The sequence below is a fragment of the Achromobacter sp. ISS7 genome (genome assembly GCF_056523125.1).
Window position 1 is genome coordinate 6583678 of the sequence record NZ_JAWRZD010000001.1, and the last position, 14829, is coordinate 6598506.

At 69.2% G+C, this 14829-nt stretch carries 15 protein-coding genes; 7 read left to right on the forward strand and 8 right to left on the reverse strand.

The genetic code is table 11. The features are described 5' to 3' along the window. Positions 1–19: 19 nt before the first annotated feature. From AC1HFW_RS29865 to AC1HFW_RS29880, 4 genes are all read right to left on the reverse strand, one after another. Complete coding sequence (locus AC1HFW_RS29865; protein WP_006393175.1) at positions 20–1120, reverse strand: YheT family hydrolase; 1101 nt, start codon at positions 1118–1120, stop codon at positions 20–22. 12 nt (positions 1121–1132) lie between these two features. After that, positions 1133–1555: a YybH family protein gene (locus AC1HFW_RS29870; protein WP_006393176.1), complete on the reverse strand. Its 423-nt coding sequence runs from the start codon at positions 1553–1555 to the stop codon at positions 1133–1135. Between the two features lie 34 nt (positions 1556–1589). Further along, on the reverse strand, positions 1590–1802 hold the full coding sequence (locus AC1HFW_RS29875) for a zinc-finger domain-containing protein (RefSeq protein ID WP_006393177.1): 213 nt from the start codon (positions 1800–1802) through the stop codon (positions 1590–1592). 79 nt (positions 1803–1881) lie between these two features. Next, on the reverse strand, positions 1882–2802 hold the full coding sequence (locus AC1HFW_RS29880) for a branched-chain amino acid transaminase (RefSeq protein WP_054432913.1): 921 nt from the start codon (positions 2800–2802) through the stop codon (positions 1882–1884). Positions 2803–2987: 185 nt separating this feature from the next. Here AC1HFW_RS29880 and AC1HFW_RS29885 point away from each other — a divergent pair, with 185 nt between their 5' ends. Next, positions 2988–3737, forward strand: coding sequence for an AzlC family ABC transporter permease (locus AC1HFW_RS29885; RefSeq protein WP_198485448.1), 750 nt, complete (start codon positions 2988–2990; stop codon positions 3735–3737). Continuing rightward, the gene (locus AC1HFW_RS29890; protein ID WP_006393180.1) at positions 3734–4069 is read left to right on the forward strand and encodes an AzlD domain-containing protein; all 336 of its coding nucleotides are present in this window, start codon (positions 3734–3736) and stop codon (positions 4067–4069) included. The genes AC1HFW_RS29885 and AC1HFW_RS29890 overlap by 4 nt, the downstream gene beginning before the upstream one ends. Positions 4070–4075: 6 nt before the next feature. On the opposite strand, the gene AC1HFW_RS29895 is transcribed toward AC1HFW_RS29890, so the two are convergent. The 3 genes from AC1HFW_RS29895 to AC1HFW_RS29905 are packed head-to-tail and all read right to left on the reverse strand — an operon-like array spanning position 4076 to position 8606. Then, a complete protein-coding gene (locus AC1HFW_RS29895; protein WP_479286259.1) occupies positions 4076–5242 on the reverse strand; it encodes an FAD-dependent oxidoreductase in 1167 nt (388 codons plus the stop codon). Positions 5243–5244: 2 nt separating this feature from the next. Continuing rightward, positions 5245–6495, reverse strand: a complete 1251-nt coding sequence (locus AC1HFW_RS29900; RefSeq protein ID WP_479286261.1) for an MFS transporter — start codon at positions 6493–6495, stop codon at positions 5245–5247. Between the two features lie 17 nt (positions 6496–6512). Next, positions 6513–8606, reverse strand: a complete 2094-nt coding sequence (locus AC1HFW_RS29905) for a TonB-dependent receptor (RefSeq protein WP_479286263.1) — start codon at positions 8604–8606, stop codon at positions 6513–6515. Positions 8607–8713: 107 nt separating this feature from the next. Here AC1HFW_RS29905 and AC1HFW_RS29910 point away from each other — a divergent pair, with 107 nt between their 5' ends. Together AC1HFW_RS29910 and AC1HFW_RS29915 are read left to right on the forward strand one after the other, a co-directional pair. After that, on the forward strand, positions 8714–9688 hold the full coding sequence (locus tag AC1HFW_RS29910) for a helix-turn-helix transcriptional regulator (RefSeq protein ID WP_479286265.1): 975 nt from the start codon (positions 8714–8716) through the stop codon (positions 9686–9688). Between the two features lie 243 nt (positions 9689–9931). Continuing rightward, positions 9932–11395, forward strand: a complete 1464-nt coding sequence (locus AC1HFW_RS29915; protein ID WP_085943742.1) for a DEAD/DEAH box helicase — start codon at positions 9932–9934, stop codon at positions 11393–11395. Positions 11396–11486: 91 nt separating this feature from the next. Here the strand turns inward: AC1HFW_RS29915 and AC1HFW_RS29920 are convergent, their stop codons facing one another. After that, the gene (locus AC1HFW_RS29920) at positions 11487–11870 is read right to left on the reverse strand and encodes a thioredoxin family protein (protein ID WP_116520641.1); all 384 of its coding nucleotides are present in this window, start codon (positions 11868–11870) and stop codon (positions 11487–11489) included. Between the two features lie 63 nt (positions 11871–11933). On the opposite strand from AC1HFW_RS29920, the gene AC1HFW_RS29925 reads away from it, so the two are divergent. The 3 genes from AC1HFW_RS29925 to AC1HFW_RS29935 all read left to right on the forward strand — a co-directional run bounded on the left by AC1HFW_RS29925 (position 11934) and on the right by AC1HFW_RS29935 (position 14619). Next, a complete protein-coding gene (locus tag AC1HFW_RS29925; protein ID WP_035360027.1) occupies positions 11934–12737 on the forward strand; it encodes an EI24 domain-containing protein in 804 nt (267 codons plus the stop codon). 47 nt (positions 12738–12784) lie between these two features. After that, positions 12785–13597 carry a competence/damage-inducible protein A gene (locus AC1HFW_RS29930; RefSeq protein WP_479286268.1) on the forward strand — a complete coding sequence of 271 codons (813 nt, stop codon included), beginning with the start codon at positions 12785–12787 and terminating at the stop codon, positions 13595–13597. 158 nt (positions 13598–13755) lie between these two features. Further along, positions 13756–14619, forward strand: coding sequence for an IclR family transcriptional regulator (locus AC1HFW_RS29935; RefSeq protein ID WP_006393193.1), 864 nt, complete (start codon positions 13756–13758; stop codon positions 14617–14619). Positions 14620–14829 lie beyond the last annotated feature (210 nt).

Consider the following 14829-nt stretch of genomic DNA (forward strand, 5'->3'; position numbering starts at 1 on the left):
CGCGGGCGCCGCCCGGCGCCTACAGCCCGGTCTCGAAGAAGCGGCCCAGCCGTTGCGGCAGCCAGCCCAGGTGGGCTGGAAAGGCGCCGGTCGGAAAGCCGGCGTGGCCGCCATCGGTGGGCTGGTGCAGCAGGATGGTGGGCGAGCACTCGTCCGGCTTGGGCAGCGCGCTGGCCGGGATGAACGGATCGTTCAGCGCGTTCAGCACCAGCGTCGGCACCGAGATGCGCGGCAGCCACGGCTTGCTGGACGCGCGCGTCCAGTAGTCGAGCGCATTGCGGAAACCATGCATCGGCGCGGTGTAGGCGTCATCGAAGTCGCGCAGGTCGCGCGCGTGGGCGATGCGCATCACGTCGATGGCGCCGGGGTAGCGGTGGGCCTTCTCCAGCACCTTGTGCTTGAGGGTCTTGAGGAAGTGGCCCGTATACACCTTGCGGTTGAAGAACCCCGTGGACAGCGTCTTGCCGCAGGCCACCAGGTCGAGAGGCACCGAGACGCCCGCGCAGGCCGTCAGCCAGCCGGTGTCTTCCTGGTGTTCGCCCAGGTATTTCAGCAGCGCATTGCCGCCCAGCGACACGCCCACGGCGTGCCAGCGCGCGTGCGGGATGCGGTTGCGCACCGTGTTGAGCAGGAAGCCGACCTCGGCCGAATCACCCGAGTAATAGGCCCGCGCCAGGCGGTTGGGCACGCCGGAGCAGCCGCGGAAGTGCGCGATGACCACGATCCAGCCGCGCGCCCGGAAGTGATGCGCGATGGACTGCGCGTAGCGGCTGTTGCTGCCGCCCTCCAGGCCGTGGAACAGCAGCAGCGCCGGCGTATCGGCGGTCTGCGGCAGCGACTTCCAGTCGGCGTCGGTCATCCAGCGCGCGGCGGCGGTCTTGCCGTTGGCCACGGGCTGCTGGCCGCTCACGGGCGCGCCATCGGCCGCCTTGTGCGGGAACAGCCCCGGACCGGTCCAGTCGAAATCGACGAAATCGGTGTCGGGCGTCTCGACCCGGTCGCGCACGAAGGCGATGCGGTGGTACTGCGCGAACAGCGCGGCGTACACCGTCTGGGCATCGCCTCCGGGCAGCCAGGAGGGAACAGGGCAGGGCGTTGTGTCGAAACGTGCAGCAGCCAAAGTCGACCCGGATCAGTGCAGCATGTCGGGCACGTCGTGCAAGTCGAGCACCCCGGCTTCGGTGGGCGCCGACGAGGCGTGGTGCATGACCATGCGCCAGCCCGTGGGACCCTTGTGATAGATGTTGGTGGCGTAGCAGTTGGCGAACTGCGTGCCTTCCCGCGTGCGCACCGCGACCTGCTCGACCAGCACGTGCACCGCGCACATCATGCTCAGCATGACCAGCGGGCGCAGCGGCCGGATGTGCAGCGGTCCGTTCGCCAGCACGTGCTGCCAGGACTCGTGCACGGCCGAGTGGCCGACGATGCGCAGGCCTCCCGGGTGGATGCAGACGACTTCCTCGTCGTCCGCCCACACTTGCATCAGGCGGACGGTGTCCCCCTGCTCAAGGGCTTCGTAGAACGCGTGTTCTGCTTCTTCGGGCGTGGCGAACATGATGGCGGGACGGATGGCTGTTAAGCGGCGGTTCTCAGTGGTGGCCGTGCAGCACGGTGCCGGGCTTGAGCCGGTACTCGGCGCCGCAGTAGGCGCAGCGCGCCGAGCCGTTGCGGGCGACGTCCAGGAAGACGCGCGGGTGCATGCTCCACAGCGGGGCCTTGGGACCCGGACAGAACACGGGCAGGTCTTCGGCGCCGACTTCGATGACTTCGTGGGGGGCGGCGGCCGGGGCAGCGGCGGTCATGGAATTTCCTGAATAAAAAATACCGGTAAATCGGTAGGTTGGGGCAGTAATGCCGCCCTGCCGGGCAGGGCGGCGTGAATCAGACTTTGCTCAGCCAGTGATGGTACTTCGGGTTGCGGCCATTCACCATGTCAAAAAACGCTTTCTGCAGTTTCTCGGTGATGGGGCCGCGCCGGCCCGAGCCGATCTGGCGGTTGTCGACCTCGCGGATCGGCGTGACTTCGGCGGCGGTGCCGGTGAAGAAGGCCTCGTCGGCGATGTAGACGTCGTCGCGGGTCAGCCGCTTGGTCACCACGCGCAGGCCGAAATCGGCCGCCAGGGCGTGGATGGTGGAGCGGGTGATGCCGGTCAGGGCGGAGGCGATCTCGGGTTCGCACAGCACGCCGTCCTTGACCAGGAACAGGTTTTCGCCGGAGCCTTCGGCCACGAAGCCCTCGGTGTCCAGCAGCAGGGCCTCGTCGTAGCCGTCCTGCAGGGCCTCGGTGTTGGCCAGGATGGAATTGGCGTAGGTGGTGGCGACCTTGGCGCGCGGCATCGTCACGTTGACGTGCTGGCGGGCGAACGACGACACCTTGACCCGGATGCCCTGCGACAGGGCTTCCTCGCCCAGGTAGGCGCCCCAGGGCCAGGCGGCGATCGCCACGTGCACCTTGGCGCCCTTGGGCGACACGCCCATCTTTTCGGGGCCGTAGAACACCAGCGGGCGCAGGTAGCCGGATTCGAGCTGGTTCTCGCGCACCACCATCCGCTGGGCCTCGTTGATCGTGTCGCGATCGAACGGCATCGGGATCTGGTAGATGTGCGCCGAGTTGAACAGGCGGTTGGTGTGGTCTTCGAGGCGGAAGATGGCGGTGCCGATCTCGGAGCGATAGGCGCGCACGCCCTCGAACACCGACAGGCCATAGTGCAGGGAGTGCGTCAGCACGTGCGTGGTCGCGTCGCGCCAGGGCACGAGCTTGCCGTCATACCAGATGAAGCCATCGCGGTCAGCCATCGACATGGTTTGCTCCCTCACTAAACCTGAGGGCCGTATTGTATCAAGCGACGAGGTTACAATAGCGCTCCATTCGTGCACCGGCGCGGTGCCTGCGGGCGCCGCGGGCCCGGCGGGCGAGCAGGTTGTCGTGCGGTTCCTTCCCCACAGAGTGTCCATGTCGTTCTGTTCGAATCCCCAGGGGCTCGCCGTTGTCCTCTGAGTCAGCGTTTCCCGAAACCGAAGACCCCCGGGAGGTCCGCCAGGCGCGCGTCGCCGCCTTCCGCGCCGGCGTGCATGCCATCGTGCCGGCCCTCATCGCCACGGCGACCTGGGGCCTGGTGACCGGCGTGGCCATGGTCAAGTCGGGCCTGACCGAATCCATGGCGCTGGCCATGACCCTGCTGCTGTACGCCGGATCGGCCCAGCTCACTTCCCTGCCGCTGATCGCCACCGGCGCGCCGTTGTGGCTGATCTTCGCCGCCGGCTGCGTGGTCAACCTGCGCTTCCTGATCTTCGGCGCGGCGTTGCAACCCTATTTCCGCCACCTGTCCTGGCCCAAGCGCCTGGGCCTGGGCTACTTCACCACCGACATGGGCTTCGTGCTGTTCATGCCGCGGTTCGGCGACGCGGCCGAGCGCGGCACCCGCGAACAGCTCTGGTACTTCATCGGCACCATCGCCCCGGGCTGGCTCGTCTGGCAGACCTCGTCGATCGTCGGGATCTACCTGGGCACCATGGTGCCGGCCGGCTGGTCGCTGGATTTCGCGGCGGTGCTGGCGCTGCTGGCCATCACGGTGCCGCTGGCCAATTCCAAGCCCATGCTGGTGTCGATGCTGGCCGCGGGCGTGGTCGCCTGGACCGGCCAGGTGCTGCCGCTGCGGCTGGGCCTGGCGGCCGCGGTCATCGCCGGCGTGGTGGCCGGCATGTGGGCCGAACGCTTCTTCAAGGCGCGCGCATGACCCTCTGGCCTTCCGAGATCTACGTCTATTCCGCCATCCTGCTGCTGGCGCTGTGCAGCGTGCTGACGCGCGCCGGCTTCATGCTGTTCGGCGACTACATTCCGCTGCCCGACGGCGTGCGGCGCGCCCTGCGCTACGCGCCGGCCGCCGCCCTCACCGCCATCGTGGTGCCCGACCTGCTGCCCTGGAAGGCGGGGCTGGGCCCCATCTTCGACTACAAGCTGGTGGCCGGCATCGTCGCCATCCTGGTCTTCCTGCGCACCCGCAGCGCGGTGCTGGTCATCGTGGTCGGCATGCTGGTGCTGTGGGGGCTGCGCTGGCTGGCGGGTTGAGGCCGCTCAGCCAAGCGCCGTGGCGGCTTCCATTTCGGATTTCAGCCCGCTGAGGAAATAGCGTTTCAGGATCAGCCTGGGCAGCAGGCGCAAGGCCGTATTGCGCAGGCCAAAGGCGAATGCCGAGGCCGGCACGTAGACGGGCGCCAGCTTGCGGCTGCGCTGCTGCAGACTGTCGATCACCGGGCGCAGCCGCCGTTCATGGGCCGCCAGGGCCTGTTCGATCGGCAGCCGGCCCAGTTCCTGCGCCAGCACGTAGGCGCCGGCCAATGCCATCCCCGCGCCCTGGCCAGAAATCAGGGACAGGCTATGGGCGGCGTCGCCGGCCAGCAGGATGCGGCCCTGATGCCAGCGCGGCAGCTCGACCAGCGCCAGGTCATCCATGACGATCGGCGTGTCGGCGGACAGCGTGTCCAGCTGCCGGCCCACTTCCGCGTGGGTGGTGCGCGCCAATTCCCGCAACAGGCCCAGCCGCCGCGGCGCCTCGACCCAGCCGGTCTCGTGGCTGCGCCAGACGTGCAGGGCCGCCTTGCGGCCGCCGCCCAGCCCGTGATATTCGACCTGATGGCCCGGCGCGGCATAGGACACGAAGTCGCGCGCCATGCCGGTGTCGTCGTCCACGTCATAGGCCGCATAGCGGTAGCCCAGCGGCGATGGCGCCGCCGCTTCGGCGCCGAAGACCTGGGCGCGCAGGGGCGAGCGCACGCCATCGGCGCCGATCAGCAGATCGGCGCGCAATTGGGACCCATCCGACAATGTCACGTCCACGCCATGGGCATCCTGGCTACAGTCCGCCACCGTCGTGGCCAGCCGGATCTCGGCGTGGTCGAGCACCGCGGCGTGCAGCACCTGCACGAGATCGGTGCGGCGCAGGGTGATCCAGTCCAGTTGCCGCAGCAGCTCGCGATAGCGGATCCGCATGACTTCGCGGCCGCGACGGTCGCGGTAGACGTTCTCGCCGATTTCGCGCTCGACGGCGCGCAGGGCCGGCACCAGCTCCATGCGGCGGGCGGTCAGCAGGCCGGGCCCGGACAGGCCCATCATGTAGCCGCCGTCGCGCAGGTGCGGTGCGCGTTCGGCGATCACGGCGCGCCAGCCCTGGCGGGCCAGCCACCAGGCGCAGGCCAGGCCGGCGACGCCGGCGCCCGCAATGACGACGGTGCGTTCAGACATGTTCATTCTCCAGAAGACGAGGGCGGCGCGGCGCGCCGCATCAGGGCGAAAAGGGCGGGCAGGCCGGCCGCGCCCAGGACGGCGGCGATGCCGAAGCAGGCGCCATAGCCCAGGTGCTGCGCCAGCCAGCCGGCGGCCAGGCCGCCGACCATGGCGACCAGCGCGTCGGCACACTGGAACAGCGTGAAATCGACGCCGGCCTGGGCCGGCGAGGCCTGCCCCATGAGAAAGGCATACAGCGCGACGAAACCGGTGGCGGCCGTGGCCGCCTTGAGCAGCGCCAGCGCCACCAGCCAGCCGGGGCCGGCGGCCGGCAACCCCAGGCCGGGCGCGGCGACGCCGGCCACGAACAGGATCAGCGCGGCCGCCTGCAGGGCCATGGCCGCGACCACCGCGCGCGGCGCCCGCCAGCGTTGCAGCGCCAGCGCCCCCAGCAAGGTGCCCGCCAGTCCGGCGACGACCGCGCCGGCGCCGTTGATCCAGCCCACCGAGGCCAGCGGCACGCCGCGGTCCAGCAACAGCGGCGAGGTCATGCCGGCGGCGAGCCGCGAGCCGACCTGGAACACCACCGTGATGAGCAGGCCCAGCCGCACGCCGGGCCGTCCCAGCGCGTGCGCCAAGCTGGGACGGTGCGGCGGCGCATCGGCCGCGCGGGCCGGCTCCCGCAGCCCGGCGAATGGCAGGGTCAGCAGCAACACCAGCAGGCCCATCACGGCGGCCGCCACGCGCCAGCCATGGCTGCCCGCCAGCACCACGAACAGCCCGGCCCCCAGGAACATGCCCAGATAGCTGGAGCCGACCTGGGTGGCGTTGCCCCAGCCGCGCCGGCGCGCCGCCAGTTGCTCGACCGCGAAGGCGTCGCCGGCAATGTCGACGGTGGCCGCGGTGAGGGAGATCAGGCCAAGCACGGCCAGCAGCACGGGCAGGGTCGGCTGGCCCAGGATCGCCAGCAGGAACAGCAGCGCGGCCAGCAGCCATTGGCCCGGCAGCACGATGCGCCGGGTGCGCCGCCGCGCCTGGCCCTGGGGCAGGCGATAGCGCTCGATCCACGGCGCCCACAGGAATTTCAGGGCCCACGGCAGGAAGGCCAGATAGGCCAGGCCCACCTGGTCCAGCGGCGCGCCGCTGTCGCGCAGCAGCGCCGGCACGCCCTGGAAGGCGATGCCGCTGACCAGGCTCTGGACCATGCAGATGCCGCCGATGGCGGCAATGACCCGCGCGGTCGGCAGGCGCGCGGGAGAGGCGTTCGGCATCGCGTCGGGTCCCGGCGTCAGTATTCGAAGGCGACGTTCAGGCCCACGGTGCGGCCGGGATCGACCTGCGCGTAGCTGCCGCGCGCGCCGCCGCCAAAGGCGTAGGTGCGGTAGCGCCGGTCGGTCAGGTTGTTGACGTACAGCGTGGCCTCGACCTGCGGCCGGATGCGCCATGCCAGGCTCAGGTCGACCAGCGTGTAGGCGTCCTGGCGCAGGCTGTTGCCGATGTCGAAGAACTGCGCGCCGATCCGGCGCACGGTCAGGGTCGGCGAGAGGCGGCCGATGCCCGCGTCGAAGTGGCCGCGGGCGCTGGCGTTCAGGCCGTAGCCCGGCGAGAACGGCACGCGGTTGCCGTCGCAGCCGGGGCAGACCGCGTCGCTGTTGAAACTGCGGAACGTGGCGTGATTGAGAAAGCCGTCCAGCCCCAGCGTCCATTGCGACGTCACGTCCCAGCTCAGGTCGAACTCGACGCCGGTCGAGCGCGTATTGCCGACGTTCTCGATGTGCTGATAGCCGATCTGGTCGCTGACATAGAGCTGCGCATCGCGGATGTCGGTGCGGTACAGCGCGGCCCCGCCGCGCAAGGTATCGCCGTCAAAGCGCGCGCCCGCCTCGTAGCTGACGCCGCGTTCCTTGCCGAAGGGACGCGCATCGGCCGGGTTGGACGGCGCCAGGTTGTAGCCGCCGGGCTTGTAGCCTTGCGCCGCATTGGCGTACACGCGCCATTCGGGCGACAGGCGGTAGCCGGCGGACAGCTTGCCGAGCACCGTGCTGCCCGAGGTCGTGCCCGCGCCGCCGAAGGGGTCCTGGCCGTAGGTCACGCTATTGAGCGTCGAACCGTCGTAGCGGGTGGATGCCTTGTCGCGGGAATAGCGCAGGCCGCCCGACAGGTCGAGCGCGCGGGTGGCGTGCCAGGTGGCGTCGCCATAGAGGGCGATCGATTCGCTGGTGTTGCGGGAGCCGGCCGTGAATGCGTCGATCTGCATCCCGGGCATCTGTATCTGGCTGAGCGCGGAACGCGACTGCGTGACCCGCTGGCGATACAGGCCCACGACGCCGTCGACCGCGTGCGTGCCGGTGGTCGACAGGCGCAGTTCCTGCATCTGCTGGCGCCAGCGCTCGGGCTGGCTGGTGTAGGTCGGCCCGAGGGTGAAATGGCGGTCGTAGTGCAACTGCTGCCAGGCGGCCACCGCATCCAGGCGCCAGCCATCGAAATCGTAGCGGCCGGTCAGCGCCTGGCTGCCGCTGCAGCGCTTCTGGTAGGGATCGGCCAGCGACGCAGGCATGTCCGGGGAAATCGCCGCCTGCCGGCTGCCGGGATCGTCGAAGGGCACGTAGACGTCCTGGCTGCCGCGGGTGCATTCGCCGCTGACCGCCAGGCCCATTTCCCAGGGGCTGCCGGCCGGCGCCAGCCGCAGGCGCGCCGCGCCTGCGTTGGCCGAAGTGCCGCCGACATGGCTGGCGCCGGTGAGCGGGTTGTCGAGCCGGCCGGGGGCGTCGTTGACCGCGGCGGCCACCGAGCCATACAGCAGGTTGTCGACCAGCGGCCCGCCGCCGCTGGCCTTGAACAGGTAGCCGTCGCGGCTGGCGACGCCGGCGGTGGCGCGGAAGTAGGGATCGTTGTCCGGTTGCCGCGACACGATGTTCAACACGCCGCCCATCGCGCTCTTGCCATACAGCGTGCCTTGCGGGCCTTTCAGCAGTTCCACGCGTTCGACGTCGGTCAGCAGCTGCGAGGCGAAGGTGGGCAATTGCGGCACGCCGTCCACGTAGACGGTGAGCGCGGGGTTGTAGAAGTCCTGGGCCGAGGTGATGCCGCGCACCGAAATGACCGGGAACAGGAACGACCCGCTGCTGGACATCTGCACGCCCGGCAGCACGCGCGACAGCTGCAGGGTGCTGTCGACCTGGGCGGCGTGCAGGGTGTCGGCCGGCACCACCACGGCGGCGCCGTTGAAATCGCGCAGCGCCTGTTCCTGCTTGCTCGCGGTGACGGTGATGGGGGCCAGCTCGCTGACGGACTGGGACTGGGACTGCGCGGCGGCGGGAACGGCCAGGGCGCACAGGGCGGCCGTCAGCGCGGTGTTGCGGAAGGGGAGCGAAAGTGTCATGTCGTCGAAGCGGGATTTCAGTAGAATTATTAATGAGAATTATTGTTATTGGGATCGGGGCGCACTAACGGTTTCCGTACCCGCACTGTTCAATTCGGGGTCTAAATTTGGATTTCGCCACTGGCGCGCTGGCGCCCGCGACCGACTGGCCGGGACATCGTTCCGGCCACCCCTTGCTGCCCGCCGCGCCGATTCCCGCTGCTTGGGCTGCGCTGTCACGGGTCGAGGCGTTCGACGAAGACCTGACCCTGTCGGTCTGGAACGGCGCGCCGGAGGTCGGCCTGGACGTCGCCGCCGAAGGCCCGCCCATGTTCTGCATCGCCGTCTTCCTGGAAGGCCGGGCCCGCATGTCGATCGACGGCGGGGCGCCGCTGAACGTCGGCCCCGGCATGGCCGTGGTGCAGACGGGCGAACGCGGGGCGCGGGGCCGTTTCCAGATGCCGGGCGGGCAAGCCGTCCGTCTGGTGGACATCCGTTATTCACCCGCCGGGCTGTTACGTGCCGGGGGCCGGCCGCTGGCGGCCCTGCGCGGCGCCTTCGTGCTGGATCACAGCGTGCCGGCGGCCGGCTCGTTGATGGCCGGCTTTCCGGCGCCGCCCGGCCTGCTGCGGCTGGCCGCCGACGTCCTGGACTGCCGCCACGAAGACGCCACCGCGCGCCGGCTGTACATGCGCGCCAAGGCGCTCGAGGCCCTGGCCATCGTGCTGGAAACCATGAGCGGCGCGGCCGGCGAGGCCCCGGTGGCGGCCCGCGAGCGGCGCCAGCTGGCGCAGGCCCGGCGCCTGATCGAGGCCCGTTATGGCGAGGAATGGACGGTGTTGCGGCTGGCGCGCGAGGTCGGGCTGAGCGAGAAAAAGCTCAAGGCGGGCTTTCGCCAGGTGGCCGGGCGCTCGGTGCACGCCTACCTGAAGTCGGTCCGGCTGGAGGCCGCCGCGTCCATGCTGGAGGCCGGATACTGCGTCACGGACGCCGCGCTGGCCACCGGATTCGCCAACCTCAGCCATTTCAGCAAGAGCTTCCGCCAGGCCAAAGGAGTCGCCCCCAGGCACTGGCTTGACCGCCCCGGCGTCCGGCTGCGCTAAAATTAAGTTATCCACAGCAATCCGGGCCTGGTACTGCCCTCATAAGTATCGAAACCAGAATGCGCCACCTGGCCTGCAAGGCAGGGTGCCGATTGCCCGCGACGCGCTTGCGCATCGGGGTGGTTCGCACGTGGCCGCGCGAGCGTGGCGCGCGTTCCGGTTGTCCCGATGCATATGTCGTGCAGTGCTCGCAGCACTCTCGTTTTGTTCTTTTCCACTGGTCCCGGTATCTGCCAAACCCTGATGACTGAATCCACTCAATCCGCAGCACCCACCGCCGAAGCGCCCGCGCCTACGCCCACGTTCTCCGACTTCGGGCTGCATCCCCTGCTGTTGCAGTCGATCGCCGAAACCGGCTACACCACGCCCACCCCGATCCAGGCGCAAGCCATTCCCGTCGTGGTCGAGGGGCGCGACGTCATGGGCGCGGCCCAGACCGGCACCGGCAAGACGGCGGCCTTCACGCTGCCCATCCTGCATCGCCTGATGCCGCTGGCCAACACCAGCGCCTCGCCCGCGCGGCACCCGGTGCGCGCGCTGATCCTGACGCCCACGCGCGAGCTGGCCGACCAGGTCTACGAAAGCGTCAAGCGCTACAGCAAGCAGACGCCGCTGCGTTCCGCGGTGGTGTTCGGCGGCGTCGATATCGGTCCGCAGAAAGAAGCGCTGCGCCGTGGTTGCGAAGTGCTGGTGGCCACGCCCGGCCGCCTGCTCGACCACGTCGAGCAGAAGAACGTGAACCTGAGCCAGGTCGGCATCCTGGTGCTGGACGAAGCCGACCGCATGCTCGACATGGGCTTCCTGCCGGATCTGGAACGCATCATCCGGTTGCTGCCCGCGCAGCGCCAGGGCCTGCTGTTCTCGGCCACCTTCAGCAACGAAATCCGCAAGCTCGGCCGTTCGTACCTGAACCAGCCGGTGGAAATCGAAGTCGCGGCGCGCAACGCCACGGCCAACACCATCACGCAGATCGCCTACAAGATGTCGGGCGACCAGAAGCGCGCGGCGGTGGTGCACCTGGTGAAGTCGCGCGGCCTGAAGCAGGTCATCGTGTTCTCGAACACCAAGATCGGCACCGCGCGCCTGGCGCGCGAACTCGAGCGCGACGGCGTCAAGGCCGAATCGATCCACGGCGACAAGACCCAGGCCGACCGCATGAAGGCGCTCGAGGCCTTCAAGGCCGGCGAGCTCGAAGTGCTGGTCGCCACCGACGTGGCCGCGCGCGGCCTGGACGTGGCCGGCGTGCCTTGCGTCATCAACTACGACCTGCCGTACAACGCCGAAGACTACGTGCACCGCATCGGCCGTACCGGCCGCGCCGGCGCCACGGGTGAAGCCATCGCCCTGTTCACCGGCGACGAAGAGCGTTTCCTGCTCGACATCGAAAAGCTGATCAAGCGCGAAGTCCCGCGCGGCACCCTGGAACTGCCCGCCGACCTGGTCGCGCGCACCCACCATGGCCATGGCCGCCGCGAAGAGCGCGCCGCGTCGCCGCGCGAAGGCGGCCGCGAGCGCGGTGGCCGTTCGTCGGAACGCCGTTCGGGCGGCAGCCCGTCGCGCCAGCCGGTGGACGACTTCTTCCTCAAGCCCTACGAACCGTCGGCTCCCTCGGCCCCGGCCGAAGAACCGGACGCGCCGCGCCAGGGCGGCAATTCGTCCGCGCCCAAGCGCCAGATCGCCGTGTTGTTGGGCGGCAGCCGCAAGTAGTTGAGTCGTCGCGCATCCGCGTCCCGCATGCGGGGCGCGCGGATAAAAAAAGCGCCCGGCCAGGGCGCTTTTTTTATTGCCGGCTGGCCGCTCAGGCGGCGAGCAGCCGGGGCAGGTCGGGCAAGGCCGCGGTCACCGCGGCGCTCTGCGCGTCCAGGCTTTCCAGCAGGCGCTCGAGATGGCCGATGTGGGGCAGCATGGGGCCGTAGAACACCACGCGGCCGCCGATCTGGATCAGCAGGGTGGGGAAATTCTCGACGTCGACCTCGCCCAGCAATTCGGCGTGGTCCTCGATGTCGATCCAGGCGAAGACATGCTGCGGCAGGGCGCCGGACAGCGTGCGCAGCTTGGGTTTGTATTCCTCGCAGGTATCGCACCAGGCGGCGCAGAAACAGGCGATCAGCCAGGCATCGGGCGAGGCCGCCAATTGGGCGCGCAAGGCGGTGAGGTCGGAGCCGGGTACAAGTAGTGTCATACGAGCGCAGGGGGGCGTGTTTGACTATCATACCCGGGATGCTCACCTTCCTTTCGTCCTACGATGACCGCCTTGCGCACTGATTCCCCTCCGCCCGAAACCGGCCGTTTCGCCCGCGCCGCGAGCGGCGTCGGGCTGGCGTTCAAGCGCGCGCTGGTGTCGCAGTGCCATCCGACGATGCTGTTCGCCGTGCTGCTGCCGTTCCTGATCGCGCTGGTCGGCGTGGTGCTGCTGTTCTGGTTGTTCTGGACGCCCCTGACCGACTGGCTCGCCGCCCAGGCCTCGCACTGGGACTTCATCAACCGCACCGAGGAATGGCTGCTGGCGATGGGGCTGTTCTCGCTCAAGATCTACCTGGTGCCGGTGATCGCGGTGTCGATCCTGCTGCCGCTGTCGGGCGTGCTGGGCCTGGCGATCGCGGCCGTGTTCGTCATGCCGCTGGTGCTGCGCCACGTCGGCCAACGCGAATACGCCGGCCTCGGCCGGCAGGGCAAGCTGGCCACCTCCGTCAGCGTCTGGAACGCGATCTGGGTGTCGGGCGCGTTCGTGCTCGGCTGGCTGTTCACCATGCCGTTGTGGCTGGTGCCGCCGATGGCCCTGGTGCTGCCGATCTTCTGGTGGACCTTCGCCTTCTCGCGCATGATGCGGGTCGACGCCATCGTCGAGCACGCCAGCCCGGCCGAGCGCAAGATCATCCTGGAGCGCCACAATGGCGGCTTCTGGATCATCGGCCTGATCTGTTCGCTGCTGAACCTGCTGCCGCCCGCCTGGATTATCCTGCCGGTGTTCTCGGCGCTGGTCTACGCGCACTACGGCCTGGATGCCGTCCAGCGCCTGCGCCAGGAACGCACCATCGACGTCGCCTGAGGCGGCGTTTCCCCTCGACTGTTCAACCCGCCACTCTGGAACCGGACATGGCTGCAGAATCCGCCTCCCGCCGCATCGGCCTCATCATCGTCGGCGACGAAATCCTGTCGGGCCGCCGCCAGGACAAGCATTTTTCCAAGGTCGTCGAGCTGCTGGGCGCGCGCGGCATGCAGCTGGCCTGGGCGGAGTTCCTGCCGGATGACCGCGACGTGCTGGTGGCCGCCTACCGGCGCAGCTTCGCCACCGGCGACGTGGTGTTTTCCTGCGGCGGCATCGGCGGCACGCCGGACGACCACACCCGCCAGGCCGCCGCGGCGGCCCTGGACCTGCCGCTGGCCCTGCATCCCGAAGCCGAACAGGCGATCGCGCTGCGCACCGCCGAAATGGCGGCCAAGGGGCAGGGCACGGCCGACATGAGCGCGCCCGAGAACCAGCAGCGGCTGCAGATGGGCGTGTTCCCCGAGGGCTGCGAGATCGTGCCCAATCCGTACAACCGCATCCCGGGCTTCTTCATCCGCGACCATACCTTCGTGCCGGGCTTTCCCGTCATGGCGTGGCCGATGCTCGAATGGACCCTGGACACGCGCTATCGTGCATTGCAGCATACGCGCCGCCACGCGGAGCATTCGTTCCTGGTGTTCAGCATGCCGGAATCGCGCATCACGCCGGCCATGCAGACCGTCGAAAGCCGCTGGCCGGGCGTGCGCGCCTTCAGCCTGCCGAGCGTCGGCGAAGCCGGCGGCGCGCCGCATATCGACCTGGGCGTGAAGGGCGAACCCGAGGCGGCGGCCGAGGCATTGGCGTTCCTGCGGGCCGAGGTGCTGCGCCTGGGCGGCAAGCTGGCGCCGCCCTCGGCCTGAGCCAGCGCGGGCGAGGGAAACGGGGCGCGTCCCCGGTTTCGAGACCAAAAAACGGTTGCCAAATAGCCCGGTAAATTTCACAATACGGGAAAGAACTGTTTGCTGCGTTGCCGCAAGTCTGGTCTCTTTCGGTGGCGCCGCGCTAGCCCTTCCTTCCTATGTCCCGTCCTTCTTCCACCCGCAACGCCCTGGACGCCGAGGCCGATGGCGCTTCGGGCAGTCCCATCGCCATCCAGGTCATCGAACGCGCCATGCGCCTGCTCGATGCGCTGGCCGCGCAGCCCGATCCCGTCACGCTCAAGGAATTGTCCGCGACCACCGGCCTGCATGCCTCCACCGCCCACCGCATCCTGAACGACCTGGTCGTGGGCCGCTATGTCGAACGGGTCGACAACGGCCTGTACCAGCTGGGCATGCGCCTGCTGGAGCTGGGCTCGCTGGTCAAGGGGCGCCTGAACGTGCGCGAGGCGGCCATCTCGGCGATGCGCTCGCTGCACAAGCTGACGGGCCAGACCATCAACCTGTCGGTGCAGCAGGGCGACGAAATCGTCTACATCGACCGCGCCTGGAGCGAACGCTCGGGCATGCAGGTGGTGCGCGCCATCGGCGGCCGCGCGCCCCTGCACCTGACCTCGACCGGCAAGCTGTTCCTGTCCACCGGCGACGCCCGCCAGGTGCGCGCCTACGCTTTGCGTACCGGCCTGGCCGGCCACACCCGCAACAGCCTGACCGACCTCGACCGCCTCGAGCGCGAGCTGGCGCTGGTGCGCCGCCACGGCTATGCGCGCGACAACGAAGAACTGGAACTCGGCGTGCGCTGCATCGCCGCGGGCATTTTCGACGACACCGGCAAGCTGGTCGCCGGCCTGTCGATCTCGGCGCCGGCCGAGCGCCTGCAGGACGACTGGATCAAGGCCCTGGTGGATACGGCCGCCAGCATTTCCGAGGCGCTCGGCTACGAGCCCTCGGTGTCCAGCGGCTTCAACGGCCTGGGCATGGCGGCCGAGGCCATGCGCACCTGACACGCCCGTTTGCCCCGGCCATGAAAAATGTCCGCTGTCAAGTCTTTGATGCAGACAGGCAGTGGCGCGAAAGGTCTTACGGAGCAACAAGTTAGGCCAGATTTCGGCCATCGAGTGCTCTTGCTGCTTTTCTCGCTAGGTGCCGCATAGGCGCTTCGCGGTAGCAAGCCCAGGGGCGGCGCAGCGGGCAAGGTCGCACTGTCATCATAG

Coding starts and splice junctions, on each gene's coding strand:
- AC1HFW_RS29915 (WP_085943742.1), top strand. CDS start 9,932: ATGACTGAATCCACTCAATCCGCAGCACCCACCGCCGAAGCGCCCGCG.
- AC1HFW_RS29880 (WP_054432913.1), bottom strand. CDS start 2,802: ATGTCGATGGCTGACCGCGATGGCTTCATCTGGTATGACGGCAAGCTC.
- AC1HFW_RS29875 (WP_006393177.1), bottom strand. CDS start 1,802: ATGACCGCCGCTGCCCCGGCCGCCGCCCCCCACGAAGTCATCGAAGTC.
- AC1HFW_RS29905 (WP_479286263.1), bottom strand. CDS start 8,606: ATGACACTTTCGCTCCCCTTCCGCAACACCGCGCTGACGGCCGCCCTG.
- AC1HFW_RS29930 (WP_479286268.1), top strand. CDS start 12,785: ATGGCTGCAGAATCCGCCTCCCGCCGCATCGGCCTCATCATCGTCGGC.
- AC1HFW_RS29920 (WP_116520641.1), bottom strand. CDS start 11,870: ATGACACTACTTGTACCCGGCTCCGACCTCACCGCCTTGCGCGCCCAA.
- AC1HFW_RS29925 (WP_035360027.1), top strand. CDS start 11,934: ATGACCGCCTTGCGCACTGATTCCCCTCCGCCCGAAACCGGCCGTTTC.
- AC1HFW_RS29890 (WP_006393180.1), top strand. CDS start 3,734: ATGACCCTCTGGCCTTCCGAGATCTACGTCTATTCCGCCATCCTGCTG.
- AC1HFW_RS29935 (WP_006393193.1), top strand. CDS start 13,756: ATGTCCCGTCCTTCTTCCACCCGCAACGCCCTGGACGCCGAGGCCGAT.
- AC1HFW_RS29870 (WP_006393176.1), bottom strand. CDS start 1,555: ATGTTCGCCACGCCCGAAGAAGCAGAACACGCGTTCTACGAAGCCCTT.
- AC1HFW_RS29900 (WP_479286261.1), bottom strand. CDS start 6,495: ATGCCGAACGCCTCTCCCGCGCGCCTGCCGACCGCGCGGGTCATTGCC.
- AC1HFW_RS29895 (WP_479286259.1), bottom strand. CDS start 5,242: ATGTCTGAACGCACCGTCGTCATTGCGGGCGCCGGCGTCGCCGGCCTG.